Source organism: Bradyrhizobium sp. CB3481 (assembly GCF_029714305.1).
GTDB lineage: Bacteria > Pseudomonadota > Alphaproteobacteria > Rhizobiales > Xanthobacteraceae > Bradyrhizobium.
Window position 1 is genome coordinate 7,115,823 of sequence record NZ_CP121647.1, and the last position, 14,790, is coordinate 7,130,612.

General features: G+C 64.6%; 14 protein-coding genes. 5 read left to right on the forward strand and 9 right to left on the reverse strand.

Features of this window, described 5'->3' with window-relative positions; genetic code table 11:
• Positions 1–16: 16 nt before the first annotated feature.
• The 3 genes from QA643_RS34400 to QA643_RS34410 form a co-directional block, all read right to left on the reverse strand.
• A complete protein-coding gene (locus QA643_RS34400) occupies positions 17–1,246 on the reverse strand; it encodes a GGDEF domain-containing protein (protein WP_283030086.1) in 1,230 nt (409 codons plus the stop codon).
• Positions 1,247–1,956: 710 nt separating this feature from the next.
• On the reverse strand, positions 1,957–2,574 hold the full coding sequence (locus QA643_RS34405; protein WP_283030087.1) for a LysE family translocator: 618 nt from the start codon (positions 2,572–2,574) through the stop codon (positions 1,957–1,959).
• A 46-nt stretch (positions 2,575–2,620) separates the two neighbouring features.
• Positions 2,621–3,028 (reverse strand): response regulator, encoded by a 408-nt coding sequence (locus QA643_RS34410; RefSeq protein WP_283030088.1) that lies wholly within the window; start codon positions 3,026–3,028, stop codon positions 2,621–2,623.
• Positions 3,029–3,177: 149 nt separating this feature from the next.
• Between QA643_RS34410 and QA643_RS34415 the strand changes: the two genes are divergently transcribed.
• Positions 3,178–4,017, forward strand: coding sequence for an SDR family NAD(P)-dependent oxidoreductase (locus QA643_RS34415; protein ID WP_283030089.1), 840 nt, complete (start codon positions 3,178–3,180; stop codon positions 4,015–4,017).
• Positions 4,018–4,258: 241 nt separating this feature from the next.
• Here the strand turns inward: QA643_RS34415 and QA643_RS34420 are convergent, their stop codons facing one another.
• Positions 4,259–5,080 (reverse strand): lytic murein transglycosylase, encoded by an 822-nt coding sequence (locus tag QA643_RS34420; protein ID WP_283030090.1) that lies wholly within the window; start codon positions 5,078–5,080, stop codon positions 4,259–4,261.
• Between the two features lie 242 nt (positions 5,081–5,322).
• Here QA643_RS34420 and QA643_RS34425 point away from each other — a divergent pair, with 242 nt between their 5' ends.
• Complete coding sequence (locus QA643_RS34425; RefSeq protein WP_283035029.1) at positions 5,323–5,652, forward strand: hypothetical protein; 330 nt, start codon at positions 5,323–5,325, stop codon at positions 5,650–5,652.
• A gap of 93 nt (positions 5,653–5,745) precedes the next feature.
• Positions 5,746–6,261 (forward strand): hypothetical protein, encoded by a 516-nt coding sequence (locus QA643_RS34430; RefSeq protein WP_283030091.1) that lies wholly within the window; start codon positions 5,746–5,748, stop codon positions 6,259–6,261.
• A 174-nt stretch (positions 6,262–6,435) separates the two neighbouring features.
• Here the strand turns inward: QA643_RS34430 and QA643_RS34435 are convergent, their stop codons facing one another.
• The gene (locus QA643_RS34435; RefSeq protein WP_283030092.1) at positions 6,436–7,227 is read right to left on the reverse strand and encodes a lytic murein transglycosylase; all 792 of its coding nucleotides are present in this window, start codon (positions 7,225–7,227) and stop codon (positions 6,436–6,438) included.
• A 216-nt stretch (positions 7,228–7,443) separates the two neighbouring features.
• Between QA643_RS34435 and QA643_RS34440 the strand changes: the two genes are divergently transcribed.
• Positions 7,444–9,015: a hypothetical protein gene (locus tag QA643_RS34440; RefSeq protein ID WP_283030093.1), complete on the forward strand. Its 1,572-nt coding sequence runs from the start codon at positions 7,444–7,446 to the stop codon at positions 9,013–9,015.
• Here the strand turns inward: QA643_RS34440 and QA643_RS34445 are convergent.
• From QA643_RS34445 to QA643_RS34455, 3 genes are all read right to left on the reverse strand, one after another.
• Entirely contained in the window at positions 8,978–9,946 is a 969-nt protein-coding gene (locus QA643_RS34445; protein ID WP_283030094.1) for a DUF817 domain-containing protein, read from the reverse strand. The genes QA643_RS34440 and QA643_RS34445 overlap by 38 nt on opposite strands.
• Positions 9,947–10,015: 69 nt before the next feature.
• A complete protein-coding gene (locus QA643_RS34450) occupies positions 10,016–11,359 on the reverse strand; it encodes an MFS transporter (protein ID WP_283030095.1) in 1,344 nt (447 codons plus the stop codon).
• Entirely contained in the window at positions 11,359–11,739 is a 381-nt protein-coding gene (locus QA643_RS34455; protein WP_283030096.1) for a DCC1-like thiol-disulfide oxidoreductase family protein, read from the reverse strand. The genes QA643_RS34450 and QA643_RS34455 overlap by 1 nt, the downstream gene beginning before the upstream one ends.
• A 171-nt stretch (positions 11,740–11,910) precedes the next feature.
• Between QA643_RS34455 and QA643_RS34460 the strand changes: the two genes are divergently transcribed.
• On the forward strand, positions 11,911–12,147 hold the full coding sequence (locus QA643_RS34460; RefSeq protein WP_283030097.1) for a hypothetical protein: 237 nt from the start codon (positions 11,911–11,913) through the stop codon (positions 12,145–12,147).
• Between the two features lie 291 nt (positions 12,148–12,438).
• Here the strand turns inward: QA643_RS34460 and rpoD are convergent, their stop codons facing one another.
• Positions 12,439–14,544, reverse strand: a complete 2,106-nt coding sequence (rpoD, locus tag QA643_RS34465) for an RNA polymerase sigma factor RpoD (protein WP_283030098.1) — start codon at positions 14,542–14,544, stop codon at positions 12,439–12,441.
• Positions 14,545–14,790 lie beyond the last annotated feature (246 nt).

Consider the following 14,790-nt stretch of genomic DNA (forward strand, 5'->3'; position numbering starts at 1 on the left):
ACCTCAGTACCACGCTTCAGGCGCGCTGGCGCAGCGCCATGTGCGGCCGCTCCACATCGACCGCTTCCGGCGCCAGCGGCGGCGCCGGATCGTAGGTGGCAAAACCGTTGCGGCCGGCCTTCTTGGCATCATAGAGCGCGTGGTCGGCGGCGGCGATCAGGCGGTCGGGATAGAGGCCCGTCTCAGCCGTCCATTGCGCGACGCCGATCGAGACCGCGATCGGAATCTCGTTGCCGGTGCACTGCTCGGCATCGGCCCGGCAGACCTCCAGCACGCGGCGCGCGATCATGGCGCCCTCGCGCAGCGTCGAGGACGGCAGCACGATGCAGAACTCGTCGCCGCCGGTGCGCGCCAGCATGTCGCCGGGCCGCAGGCGCGTCTGCGCCATCAGCGTGAAATGCTGCAGGCAGGCGTCGCCCGCGGCGTGGCCGTAGGTGTCGTTGATGCCCTTGAAACCGTCGAGATCGATCACCAGCAGCGCGAAAGGTTGCCCGCCGCGCTCCGAGCGCGCGCATTCTTCGGTGAGCCGCTGCAGCAAATAGCGGCGGTTGCCGACGCCGGTGAGATCGTCGAGCAGCGCCAGGTCCGCGACCTCGTTGCGCAGGCGGTCCATCGCCATCAAGAGGAAGCCGAAATTCAGCGCCATCGACAGGAACACCAGCACGAGGACCACGACCGACTGGCTCGCATTGAAATGCATGTAGGAGAAGCCGCCGCCGATGCCGGTCACCGCGCCGAACAGGCGGACGGCAAAAATGGCCATGATAAGAAGCGTGACCATGCCGGCCAGCCGGGCGCCCGGATTGATGTGGCCGTCATGCCGCGCCATCAGCAGTTTCAGGCTGAACGCCATCGGCAGCGTCTGGGCGATCGTCAGGACGGTCATCCTTCCGGGCACGCTGTCATGGACATAGGTGAAAGAGCACAGCCCGATCGAGCCAAGCACCGTGACCAGCACGGCGTGGCGCCAGTAAACGGGCTGATTGAAAAACCGCTGGACCCCCATCGCGGCCAGGCAGATCGTCAGGATCAGTGTGGTGCCGGCGAACAACAGCGGCGCCATCATATCCGGCATCACCACCCGCAGCATCGCGACCGCGGCGCCGGCCGCCCCGACGAATGCCGAAGCCGTCCAGAACCGCGCGGCCTCGAACGAGGGATAGCAGCGCATGACGTAGGCCCAGATCAGGCCCAGCGCCAGGAAATTGATGACGAACACCGTCCACAGCGTCGGAACGCTCAGCATCGCGAACTCAGGACAGCAATGTCCCGTCTCCCCTCTCGTTCTGACGACCGCGGGACCATGCGCGTGCACGCGCACGACCCGAATTTCTCCCACGACGAACCCCGCCGTCTTGCGGGGGCAAGGTGCATCCGCGCCGCTTAACGGACCCTCACCGCTGATGGCCAATGCTAACCTTGGTTTTGAATTGATGAACACCGCGCGCGTTGGCGGATCGTTAAGCATGACGCGCGCGATGCGAACGGCGGCGGCGAGGCGCGTTTCGGCACAAAATCGCGTCAAAATGCATAACAACTGTGGATAACGTGATGACAACGCCACGACAGCACGCGGCAGCGGGCTGCGAATCTGCTGGGATCATGCCCGAGGATGTTGCGAGGCTGGCCCTCCGCCAAGCATGCCTCGGTGTCGCGTTTCAATCCATGAAAACCTTGAGAGGATACTATGGCTAAGAAAGCGAAGAAGGCGAAAAAGGCGAAGGCCAAGAAGGCCAAGAAGGCCAAGAAGAAGTGAATTTTCGCCCGGGTGGAGTGCTCAGCTCCGCCCGGGCTCCTACCTCCGGGATGGTTTTTTGGAGAATGGCGGGCCGAGGGTCCGCCTTTTTATTTGGTCGTCAGCCGTCATTGCGAGGAGCGTGAGCGACGAAGCAATCCATCTATCCGTTATGCCGTACGATGGATTGCTTCGCTTCGCTCGCAATGACGCCAGCGCTTCTACCGTTCCGAGAGCGCGAGCTTCGCCCCGAGCGCGGCAAAACCGGCGGCAAAGCTGCGCCGCAGCCAGGCCATCGCCTTCGGCCGGGTGATAACGCGGTCGCGCAGGCCGGCCGCGAACAGGCCGTAGACCGCGAACACCGCAAAGGTCATCGCCATGAAGGCCGCGCTCAATTCCAGCATGCGCGCCAAGGGATGCGGCTCGGTGGTCGCCACGAATTGCGGCAGGAAGGCGAGGAAGAAGATCGAGAGCTTTGGATTGAGGATGTTGATCAGGATGGCGGTCACGATCACGCGCCGGCTGGAGCGGGTGGCCGCGGCGGGGCGGGTGTCGACCGACAGCGCGCCGGTCTCGCGCAGCGCCTGCCAGGCCATATAGAGCAGATAGATCACGCCGCACCATTTCAGCGCGGTAAAGGCCAGCGCGCTGGTGTGCAGCACGGCGGCAAGCCCGAGCATCGCCGCCAGCATGTGCGGCACGATGCCGAGCGTGCAGCCGAAAGCCGCGGCGACCGATGGCCGCGCACCCTGCGTCAGTGCCACCGCCAGCGTATAGAGCACGCCGGTGCCGGGGGACGCGACCACGATCAGCGAGGTCAGGAGGAATGACAGCGTCATCCCTCGCCTTTATCACGCCGCCAGCGGGCGCGAAAGCCGGCCGCGCTTAAGAGCGCGCCTCGCGTCCGTGATCGTGGCGGTGCTCATAAACCATCCGCTCCGCCTCGCGGATCACGTCGAGCGGCGCCCAGGGCTTGGCCCAGAATTTGACGCCATCTGGCAATTCCTGGTGCAGCGGCTTGCCCGAGGTGACGATCACGCCCATCTCGGGATTGTATCGCCTCGCGATATGCGCCAGCTCGACGCCGTCCATATTGCCGGCGAGCTGCACGTCGGTCATCAGCAGGACGAGATTGTCGGCGGCGCGCTCCAGCACCAGCTCGGCGGCCTCCGCACTCTCGCATTCGATGACATCGACCTCGCTTTCCTCCAGTAGAAGACAGATCATGTCGCGTTGCATCGGATCGTCTTCGACGATGAGGGCCGTTGCGCGATGCGGTTTTGATTGTCCCATGTGAGCCTCCTCCATTCGCGTCGCTCGGGCGATGTCGGCTTTTTGTCCGGTAATCGACACTAAGCAATGAAACCGCTTTTCGGTTCGGTTCCAATTTGCGAAAGTTTGCGGGAACCTGCCCTCTCGACCGTTCAAGGAGCTCATCCGCCATGACTGCGATATCCGGAAGCGCGGCCGCCGTGACCGGCGCTGCCAGCGGCATCGGCCGTGCGCTCGCGCTGGAACTGGCTGCGCGCGGCTGCGATCTGGCGCTGGCCGACCGCGACGAGGCCGGGCTGCAGCAAGTGGCCGCCGAGATCGGCAAGGCGCATCAGCGCAAGGTAACCACCCACCGGGTCGATGTCGGCCTGCGCGCGGAGATCCAGGATTTTGCCAGCGCGGCCGTCGCCGCGCATCCCGGGCTCAACATCGTCATCAACAACGCCGGCGTCGCGCTGCTCGGCGCCTTCCATGAGGTCGACCCGGCGCAGATGGAGTGGCTGATCAACATCAATTTCTGGGGCGTGGTGCACGGCACGCGCGCTTTCCTGCCGCATCTGTCGACGCGGGGAGAGGCGCATATCGTCAACGTCTCCTCGATCTTCGGCATCGTCGCCCCGCCCGGCCAGACCGCCTATTGCGCGGCCAAATTCGCGGTGCGCGGCTTTTCGGAAAGCCTGCGGCATGAGCTGGCGATGGCTGGTAGCCCGGTGAAGCTGTCGGTGGTTCACCCCGGCGGCGTGCTCACCAACATCGTGCGCAACGCCCGCACCGGCAGCGGCATCTCAGACAATGCGCGCCGCGCCGAATCGATCGACCGCTTCGATGCGATCGCCAAGACGACGCCGCCGATCGCCGCCCAGCGCATCATCGCCGGCATCGAGAAAAATCAGCCGCGCATCCTGATCGGCAACGACGCCAAGTTCATGGACCTATTGCAGCGGTTTCGCCCGGCGACCTATTGGAGCGTGCTGGCGAAGCGGATCGAGAGGATGGGTGGGAAGAAGTGAGGGGGCCGAGCTACACACCCCAGTGTCATCGTCCGCGAAGGCGGGGATCCAGTACGCCGCGGCTTCTCGGCTTAATCGTTGGCGTCTCTGGGGTCCTGGATCGCCCGCCTTCGCGGACGATGACACCAGTGCCGTAGGGTGGGCAAAGCGAAGCGTGCCCACCATCTAACGGCGCGGCGGCGATGGATGGTGGGCACGTCGCTTGCGCCCCTTTGCCCACCCTACGAAACTGCCCGCGCGGCTATCGCCCCGCCAGCCGGTCCGCGAAATAGCCGATGGTCTTGCGATAGATCGTCGCCCTGTTCCACTCGCGCATCGCTTCGAAATTGGCGCTGCCCTCGCCATAGGGCGCGCCGGGCTTGAAGCCCGACATGTGCAGCAAATTCGCGGTGGAGGCGAGCACGTCGGGGACGCTGTGGCGCAGGTCGACATGGCCGTTGCCGTCGAAGTCGACGCCGTATTTGATGTAGGACGACGGCAGAAACTGCGTCTGGCCGATCTCGCCGGCGAAGGCACCGATCAGATCGCGGAGCGGCAGGTCGCCGCGATGCACGATCTTCAGCGCGGCGAGCAGCTCGCCCTGGAATAGCTCGGTGCGGCGGCAATCATGCGCCATGGTGGCGAGCGTGCGGATGACAGGCAGCTTGCCGACATCGCCCTTGCCGAAATCGGACTCCAGTCCCCAGATCGCGACCACGATCTCCGGCGGCACGCCGAACTTCTGCTCGATGCGCGCGAGCAGCGAGCCGTGCCTCAGCAGCATCTGCCGCCCGATGTTGATGCGGCCGGGGCCGACGCGGGTCGAGACATATTGCTCGAACGATTTGTTGAAGGTGCCGCGCTGTCGGCGATCGAAGGCAAGCACCGCCGGGTCCTGCGTGATGCCGGCAAAGGCTTGGGCAATCACCGCTTGCGAGATGCCGGCCGCGGCCGCCTCCTGCGACATCGTTGCAATGAAGGCATTGAAATCGCCGCCGCAGCGGGCGGCGTGCAAGGGGGTGGCAAAAGCGACGAAGGCAAGCGCCGACGCGCAGAAGGCAAAGACGAAACGAAACGAATGCATGGGGAGCCGGTTTTTTGGGAAGGGGCACGGACAAATCGGCTGATGTTGTAACACGGCCGTTTCGGGTATTCGAGGCTTGACGAAACCTGGTGCGCCAAAGGACCGGCTTGACCGCCGCGACATTGCCGGATTGGAGCACGCGAGGTAAACGCGCTATCGAATGCATGGCGCGGTCGTTCTACGGTCCATCACTGAGCAGAATATTCGCGAGGCATGACGCGATGCAGGATGGCCTATCGAAGATGAACAGCGCATCGCTGCAGCCTCGCTTGTGGCGCGCGCCGCTGCTGCGCCTGCTCGCGATCAACCTGTTCATCGGCGTGGCGCTGGCGGCCGGCCTGGTCGGCGGGCTGCTCCTCCTCAATCCCGGCGGCTTGCGGCAGCTGATCTTCGCCGACGCCTCGCCTGGCACTGCGCTGGGACTGCTGCTGTTCGGCTTCGTCGTCACGCTGGGCTCGACCGCAATGGGCACCGCCATCATGGCCATGGGCCGGACCGCCGACGACGAGACGCGCCGCGGCCCGCCGGCGCGCCCGGCCCCCGCGATGATCCCGGCAAAGCCGCTTCGCTGATCGGCGAGACCCTGCCTTTCGCTCGCGTGCTTGATCCGCGTCAATATTCCCGCGCCCCGGCTTTCCTAGGATCAGCGAAAACGGAGAGCCTCAATGATCGGAATTACCCTGACCACGGACCAGATCCGCAATGCCCCGACGCCGGTTCGGCAGTGGATCGAGCAGCAGGTGATCGCCTCGCTCGGCCTTGCGGCCGAGACGCCCGCGGAGCATTCCCAGGCCGCCCATCTGGTCGCCTGCACGACGGACGAGGCGGCTGCGGTGCTGGCAGAGATCAAGGGACTGATGCCAGCGTTCAACGTGTTCTTCGAATTCGCCCGCCCCGGCATTTCGTTCGGGCAGCCGCCGGTGATGGCGTTCCGCCTGATCGACATCCTCTATCACACGCGCCTTGAGGATATCGAACAGGTGATCGAATGCCTCGAGGCGATCAACGCGGCCTTTTCACACGTGCGCGGCGAAGCCTCCGCAAAGTTCTGCGGCTTCGACAATCAGGGCCACTGCCTGATCCCACCGGAGACGCAGCGCAGCGTTGCGGCGCTATGGCAGAGCATCCTGGCGAGCCAGAAGGAGTGGCGCGGCAACGCGGATGTGAAGCCGGCGGCGTGAGTGGTGGAGCTCGTTAAATGCTTCCTGGCTTTGGCTCTAACTTCGTCGTCCCGGCGCACGCCGGGACCCATACGCCGCGGCCTGTCTTGTAAGAGCGGACGTGTCGACGGCTTGGCTTGAACAATTGCCGCCGTGGCTATGGGTCCCCGCCTCCGCGGGGACGACGGGATACCCCTACTCGCCGCCGTCGATCTGGCGGCCCATCAGCGCGATGGCCTTCTGATAGACGCCGGCCGCATTCCAGGCCTGGATGGCGGCAAAGTTCGGCTCGCCCGGCTGATAGCCGGCACCGGCCTTCCAGCCATGGGCCTTCAAAAAGTTCGCGGTCGACATCAGCGCGTTCGCCGCATTTTCGAGATTGCCGGTGCCATACGCCAAAATGGCTTTCGGCATGAACTGGGTCTGGCCGACCTCACCATGCATCGAGCCGCGCTGCGACGGCGACAGCGCGCCGCGATCGATCAATTGCAGCGCCGCGTAAAGGTGCTCGGTGAAATATTCCGAGCGCCGGCAGTCATAGGCGAGCGTCGCGATCGAGGCCAGCATGTTCTGGTTGCCGCGCTGGGTGCCGAATCCGGTTTCCATGCCCCAGATCGCGATGAGCGGCCCCGGCGGCACGCCGGTGCGCTCCCGGATCGAAGCGAACAGCGCGCCCTGCGAGTTCTTGAGCTGCCGCCCCTTCGCGACGATGGTGGTCGCGCCGCGCTTGGCGAGAAACGCTTCGAGCGAAAGATTGAAGCTGCGCTGCCCGCGATCGGCGTTGATCGTCGCCTGCGCATAATTCGTCGCCATCAGCGCCTGGATGGTGCCCGCGCTGATACCTTTGGCGCGGGCCTCGCCGGCGAACTCCTGCTTCCAGACGGCGTAGCCGGCGGCGGAGCTGCCGCATTGGGCGGCGTGGGCGTGCGTGCTGAAAGATGCGAGCATTGCCAGCGAGGCACTGAAAGCAAAAGCGATGCGGAGCATAGACAAACCATTCCTGACAGAGCGCTACGAATAAGCCCTGGTTTCTAGCATGTCCTTTGCCGCGCTTCGAGGGTTGCCATATCCATTGACATCTCGAAATCAGCCATGATTGCGACTAATTTGAACCGCCGGACCGCGCCTGAACTACGGCGTCGAACACCGGCGTCGTAGTTTCAACGCGCGCTTAGACCACTTGGCTCTCCAAGGACAAAGGCCATGGCCAAGTTCGACGGCTTTAGAGCCGGGATTGGAATTGTCATTGCTGCGCTGGCCGGAAGCGAAAAGGCAGCCGCGCAACTGCCGGCGCTTTCTTTGGATCCTTCACGATTGCCCCATCGCGGCACCATCGACGAGCGCTTTCAGTCGTACAACGTCGAAATGGTCGAGGTGACCGGCGGGCGGTTCTGGAAGCCGTACCGCGCGAACGCTTCGCCGGCAGCGCGCGACGCCGTGAACACCGGCAACGCTCCAGCCGGCTCGAATCCCGATCTCTACGAATATCGCCCGCCTATCGACCTTTCGAACACCCGGCTGCGCACCTTGGCCGCCGCCCTCGCCCCTAGCTATCTGCGCGTCAGCGGCACCTGGGCCAACACCACCTATTTTGCCGACAGCGATGCGCCGCCCACGACGCCGCCGGACGGCTTCCGCGCGGTACTGAGCCGCGCGCGCTGGAAGGCCGTCGTCGATTTTGCCCGCGCGGTGAAGGCTGATATCGTGACCTCGATGGCGACCGGCCCCGGCACCCGCGACGCAACGGGCCTGTGGCAGAGCGATCAGGCACGGCGGCTGCTTGCCTACACCAAAACCGTCGGCGGCGGGATTGCTGCCGCCGAATTCATGAACGAGCCGAACCTGGCCGCCATGGGCGGCGCGCCAAAGGGCTATGACGCGGCGGCTTACGGGCGGGATTTCAAGGCCTTTGTTGCGTTCATGAAAGCCAGCGCGCCCGACGCGATCATTCTCGGCCCCGGCTCGGCCAGCGAGACGGCGGCGGCGCCATCCAGCGCCGGGTTCATCGGCACGCGCGACCTCCTAGCCGCATCGGGGCCCGGCATCGATGCGTTCTCCTATCATCACTATGGCGCGCTGTCGCGGCGATGCTCGGGTATTCCGGGCGAGACCACGCCGGAGGCCGCGCTTTCGGAAGACTGGCTTGCACGCACCGACCGCACGCGCGCGTTCTACCAGTCGCTGCGGGACGAATTTGCGCCTGGCAAGCCAATGTGGTTGACCGAGACTGCGGAGGGGGCGTGTGGCGGCAATCCCTGGGCTGCGACCTTCCTCGATACGTTCCGCTATCTCGATCAACTCGGCCGGCTGGCCCGCGCCGGCGTTCAGGTCGTGGCGCACAACACGCTGGCGGCGAGCGATTACGGCCTGCTGGATGAGACGACGTTCCGCCCGCGGCCGAACTATTGGGCGGCGCTGTTGTGGCGCGCCCTGATGGGCACGATCGTTCTCGATGCCGGCGCGCACAGCGGGATGCATCTCTATGCGCATTGCCGGCGCGGCGCGCGCGGCGGCGTTACGCTGCTGGCGATCAACACGAGCCGGACGGAGGTGGGGTCGCTGCGCTTGCCCGCGGCGAGCGAACGCTACACGCTGTCAGCGGATGACGTGCAGAGCGCGGACGTGAAGCTGAATAGCACGGCTTTGCGGCTCGGGCCGAACGACGAGCTGCCGGCGCTTGCCGGCGTGACATCGCCGGCCGGTACGATCGAGCTGGCGCCGGCCACCATGACGTTCCTCACGATCCCGAATGCTGGAAACCCGGCGTGCGACTAAATTTGCCGGCGATGCGGGCCGCACGCTCCTCCCCTCGCCTTTCCCTCGGCTTGTTGATTAGACTTACCAGCGTGTAGCTGATGATCAGCAGCAGAAACCACGAGCCGAGCTTGCCAAAGGACACCAGCTCCCAGCCCTGCCGCTGCGACGGATAGAGCCAGGTCTTGGTGAAGGTGCCGATGTTTTCCGAGAACCAGATGAACAGCGACACCAGGAACAACCCGAGCAGCAGCGGCATCGTGCGGTATTCGCGCCAGACCTTGAAATGGACGCGGCTGCGGCAGAACAGCAGGATGCTCCATGCGAACAAGAGCCAGCGCAGGTCGATGATGAAGTGATGGCTGAAGAAGTTGACGTAGATCGCGAGGCTGAGCACGGCGAGCGCAAGGCGGCGCGGGTGGGCGGTGAACTCGAAATCGAACAGGCGCCAGGCGCGGCAGATATAGCTGCCGATGCAGGAATACATGAAGCCGGAGAACAGCGGCACGCCGCCGACGCGAAAGAAATTCGGCTCCGGATAGATCCAGGAGCCGACTTGCGTCTTGAACAGCTCCATCGCGGTGCCGACGAGGTGATAGATCAGGATCACCTTGGCTTCATCAAACGTTTCCAGCCTGCTTGCGAGCAGCGCGAGCTGCACGGCAATCATGCAGAGAAACAGGAAGTCGTAGCGCGGCAGTGCCGCATCCGCCGGATAGAAGCGCCAGGTCGCGATCATCAGGAACACGGCAATGCCGCCGAACAGGCAGGCGAAGGCCTGCTTGGCGCCGAAGCGGAGGAATTCGTAAAGCGGCGACGTCCAACGCCGCCGCGCCATGACGCGGCCGAGGCGATACTCGGCGACAATAAAGCGGCGGAGCGGCCGCCAGATGGCGGCGGCGCTCGGGTCGGACTGCGGATGATCTGGGAGCGATTTTGGAAGGTATTGCACGCGCGGCAGGATGGCCGCCGATCACGGTCGAAACGCGACGGAGATTTGCAGATTTTGCTGAAACGGTTCTCAATCAGCGTGCAGCCGAAGGCAGAGCACCGCGCTTGCCAGCGCTGAACCTCCCAGCAGCACGAGCACGCCGGATAAGCCGTGGCTCGCGAACACCAGGCCGCCAAAGGTGACGCCGACCGTTCCGCCGAGGAAGCTGCATGAATTGAGCATGCCGGATCCCTTCCCCGCCTGCGCCAGCGGCAGCGTCGCAAGGCCGAGCCGCGGCGCCGAGGCGTAGACAAGCGCGATGGCGATGCCGGCGACGCACAGGCCCGGCATGAGGACTTCAAACGTCGCGCCCATCTGCAGCGACCACCAGATGATGGCGCAGCCAGCCGCGAGCAGGAGCGATGCCGCCATTAGCATGCGGCGCATGCCGATCTTCGCTGCGATCATCGGCGCCGCGCGCGCTAAGGCGAACAACGCCAGCGAGAGCGGCACAAGGGAAAGGCCGGCGCCGATGGGCGACATGCCAAGGCCATCAAGGGATTGCACGAAGAGGTTGTAGTAGAGCAGCAGTGTCATGATGTCGAACATCACGAGGAACAACAGGCCGGCGGCGATCGCGAAATTGCGGTTCGCGAACAGGGCGAAATCGACCAGCGGCTGCGGGCGGCGCGTTTCCAGCCGCAGCAAAGCGGCAAGCGCCATCGCGGCTGCCACGAGCGGAATGGCGGCGGCAAGCCAATTGCCGCTGACATGCGCGAGAGCCTGCAATCCCGTTATCAGCGTCACCATGAAGACGGCGAGAAGGCCGAGCCCGGCCCAATCCATCGGCGCCCCGCGCCGGCCGCCGCCGCCTTGATGCCGCAGCAGCATCAAGGCTGATGGCACCATGGCAACAACGTTCAGCCAGAAGATGAAGCGCCAGCCGGCGTAATGCGTGACCGCGCCGCCGACCAGCGGGCCGATGCTGAAGCCGAGCATCAGAAAGCCGGTCCAGCCGCCGATCGCCTCGGCCCGCCGATCGTCAGGCGCGGCTTCGGACACAGCCGCCAGCGTGCCTGCTACGGCGAATGCGGCGCCCAGCCCCTGCAGTGCGCGGGCGCCGACCACGACGAAGCCGGCGGGCGTCAGCGCGATGAGTAGCGAGGCCAGCGCGAACAGGGCGATGCCGATAACCGAGGAGCGCCGCGCGCCAAAGAGGTCCGCCGTGCCGCCGCCGACGATGATGAAGATCGCCGCCGTGAGGAGATAAGCGTTGACCACCCATTCGACATCAGCCGCACCAAGCTGCAGGCTGGCCTTCATGTCGGGAAGCGCGGCCATGATCGCGGTAGAATTGTCGCCGACCGCCAGCATGGCGAGGCAACAGGCGATCAGCACGGGCCTGAGCTCGCTTTTCGCCCGCTCGGCCGGCATCACCACCGCCCCTTGCGCTTGTTCCAGGCAAACAGCAGGTCGGCAAAGCGGTCGTAGAAAAACCGCGTCAACGGCAGCACGAGGCGATTGCCGAACAGGACGGCGAGCCAGCCTTCGCCGGGCGTGAGCCGCCAGATCGCGATGGCGACATCCGCGCCGACGATCAGGCGCCCGCCTTCATCGGTCGCATGCAGGCGGCGGCGCACGTCGTCGAGCGTGGCGCCATAGCCGGCGAGCGCATCGGGCTGTTCGTTGATATCCTCAAATGCGATGGCGCCCGCGCGCACCGCCGCCAGCAGCTTGCTGCGCTGCCAGTCGATGCCGGCGTCGCAGACCGGGCAGCGCGTGTTGTACCAGACCGTGAGAGAAGGTGCGGGCATGGCCGCAAGCGTAATCGTCGGCCGCCGCCGCGTCGAGACGCCATGTCGAGCTGTCACCTCACGGCTGCCGCTGCGCAAGCCACCGAACCGCCCGATCGCGCGGGGCAGACGGGCGAAGGACGCGCATTTTTTTGCTTTGACAGCGGCAGCCCTATCGAGGACAAGCCGGCCATGGCCAAAAAACCCGGAACCAATCCCAAAGGCGAGTTCGCCTTTTTCAACGTCGTTTATGAAGACGGCTCACAGCGCTCCAACCGCCGCGTGCCGTCGGAGCTGCTCGGCGGGCTCGACGGCGACGAGCCGGCGCGCGCCTTCATCCGCGAGCAGGATCGCGAGATCGCCGAGAAATCCGGCCGCCCGCAGCTCGAGATCAAGAGCATCAGCCGGGTCGGGGCGAAGAAGAAGTAGGCTCCATTCTCGTCATACCCGGGCTCGTCCCGTGCGGTGGCGAAGCAGTAGCCGCAAACTCCAATGTCGTCACCCGCGCAGGCGGGTGACCCAGTATTCCAGAGACGTCAGCGACTGAATCGATAGGCCGCGGCGTACTGGGTCACCCGCCTGCGCGGGTGATGACACCTGTTGGCTGTGGAACGAGCTCCGCCTTACGCCCGCAACGTCTCCAAAAATCCATGGCAAAACAAAAAAACGGCGGGCTTTCGCCCGCCGTCTTCATTTCGAATGTATACATCATCAGACGAATTAATTGTCGAGGAAGCTCCGCAGCTTCCGGCTCCGCGACGGATGCTTCAGCTTGCGCAGCGCCTTGGCCTCGATCTGGCGGATGCGTTCGCGGGTGACCGAGAACTGCTGGCCGACTTCTTCCAGCGTGTGATCGGTGTTCATGCCGATGCCGAAGCGCATGCGCAGCACGCGCTCTTCGCGCGGGGTGAGCGAGGCCAAAACGCGCGTGGTGGTCTCGCGCAGATTGGACTGGATCGCCGCATCGATGGGCAGGATCGCGTTCTTGTCCTCGATGAAATCGCCGAGGTGTGAATCCTCTTCGTCGCCGACCGGGGTCTCCAGCGACAGCGGCTCCTTGGCGATCTTGAGGACCTTGCGGACCTTCTCCAGGGGCATGCCGAGCTTTTCGGCGAGCTCTTCCGGGGTCGGCTCGCGGCCGATCTCGTTGAGCATCTGGCGGCTCGTGCGCACGATCTTGTTGATCGTCTCGATCATGTGCACGGGGATGCGGATGGTGCGGGCCTGGTCCGCAATGCTTCGCGTAATCGCCTGCCGGATCCACCAGGTGGCGTAGGTCGAGAACTTGTAGCCGCGGCGATACTCGAACTTGTCGACCGCCTTCATCAACCCGATGTTGCCTTCCTGGATCAGGTCGAGGAACTGCAGGCCGCGGTTGGTGTACTTCTTGGCGATCGAGATCACGAGGCGCAGGTTGGCCTCGACCATTTCCTTCTTGGCCTGGCGCGCCTCGCGCTCGCCCTTCTGCACGCCATGCACGATCTTGCGGAATTCGCCGATCTCAAGCCCGGTCAGCGCCGCGAGCTGCTGGATCTCGCCGCGCAGCTCCTTGATGCGGTCCTTCTCGTGGTGGACGAAGTTCTTCCAGCCTTTTGCCGAGAGCTTCGAGACACGGTTGAGCCAGCGCGGATCGAGCTCCGAGCCCTGGTAGTTGCGCAAAAAGTCCTCGCGCGCGACGCCGTGGCTGTCACCCAAACGAAGCAGGCGGCCTTCGAACGAAACCAGCTTCTTGTTGATGTCGTAGAGCTGCTCGACAAGCGAGTCGATACGGGCCTGGTTCAGGCGCAGCGACTTCACCTCGACGATGATCTCGTCCTTCAGCTTCTTGTACTTGCGCTCCTGCGAGGGCGACAGCGACTCGCTCTGCAGCTGGTTGGCGATGTCCTGCTCCTGCAGGCGGCGCAGCTTCTTGTATTCGGAAGCGATCTTGTCGAAGGTCTCGACAACCTTCGGCTTGAGCTCGGCCTCGATGGCGGCGAGCGACATCTGGTTCTCGAACTCGTCCTCTTCCATGTCGCCTTCGGCGGCGGCTTCGGCCGGATCCTTCTCCTCGCCATCGCCGTCGGGCGTGGCACGGAACGGGGTTGCCGACGGCGGCGCTGCCGGCGGCGCGACATGGGCCGGCGCGGCGGCCTCGCCATTGGCGGCGGCCTGGCCTTCGGCGGGCGCTGTGATCAGCGCCGGGTTCATGTTGTTCTTGGCGTCGGGGCCGGCATAGGTGGCTTCGAGGTCGATGATGTCGCGAAGGAAGATCTTTCCTTCGTTCAATTCATCGCGCCAGATGATGATGGCCTGGAACGTCAGCGGGCTTTCGCAGAGACCCGCGATCATCGCCTCGCGGCCGGCCTCGATGCGCTTGGCAATCGCGATTTCGCCTTCGCGCGACAACAGCTCGACCGTGCCCATCTCGCGCAGATACATGCGGACGGGATCGTCGGTGCGCTCACCGGGCTCGGACTTCTTGACCTCGGTGACGGCCTTCTGCGTGACCTCGACAAGCTCGTTGTCGGTGTCGTCGTCGTCTTCCTTCTCGGCCTCCTCGTCGGCTTCCTCGGCCTCGGAGACGTTGATGCCCATGTCCGAGAGCATCGACATGATGTCCTCGATCTGCTCGGGCGAGGTGGTGTCGGAAGGCAGCACTTCGTTGAGCTGATCGAAGGTCACGAAGCCGCGCTTCTTGGCCTGCTTGATCATCTTCTTGACGGCAGCGTCGGAGAGGTCGAGCAACGGCGACGGCGCGTCGGCCGAGTCCTTCTCCGGGGCGTCCGCTGCCTTGTCGTCTTTTTCCTTGTCCTTAACCTGCAGCGTCTTTGCCTTGGTGGCCATTCATCAAGCTCCCGAAACGCGCTCGTGCGGAATGACGCGATGCGTCATCCACTCCTGAATTACTGAAGTCGACAGCAGGATGTCTTTTGTTTGAAAAGCCAACCCGCTAGATCCTTGCCTTGCACGCGATCCCTTTCGAAAACCGGTCACCGTGTTTTCTGGATCACGTCCGTGCCCCTCGCGTATTTGCATGCTGGCGACGCGCAAAGGGCGGCGCAGACCGTCGCCACCCCTTTAACCCGCCAT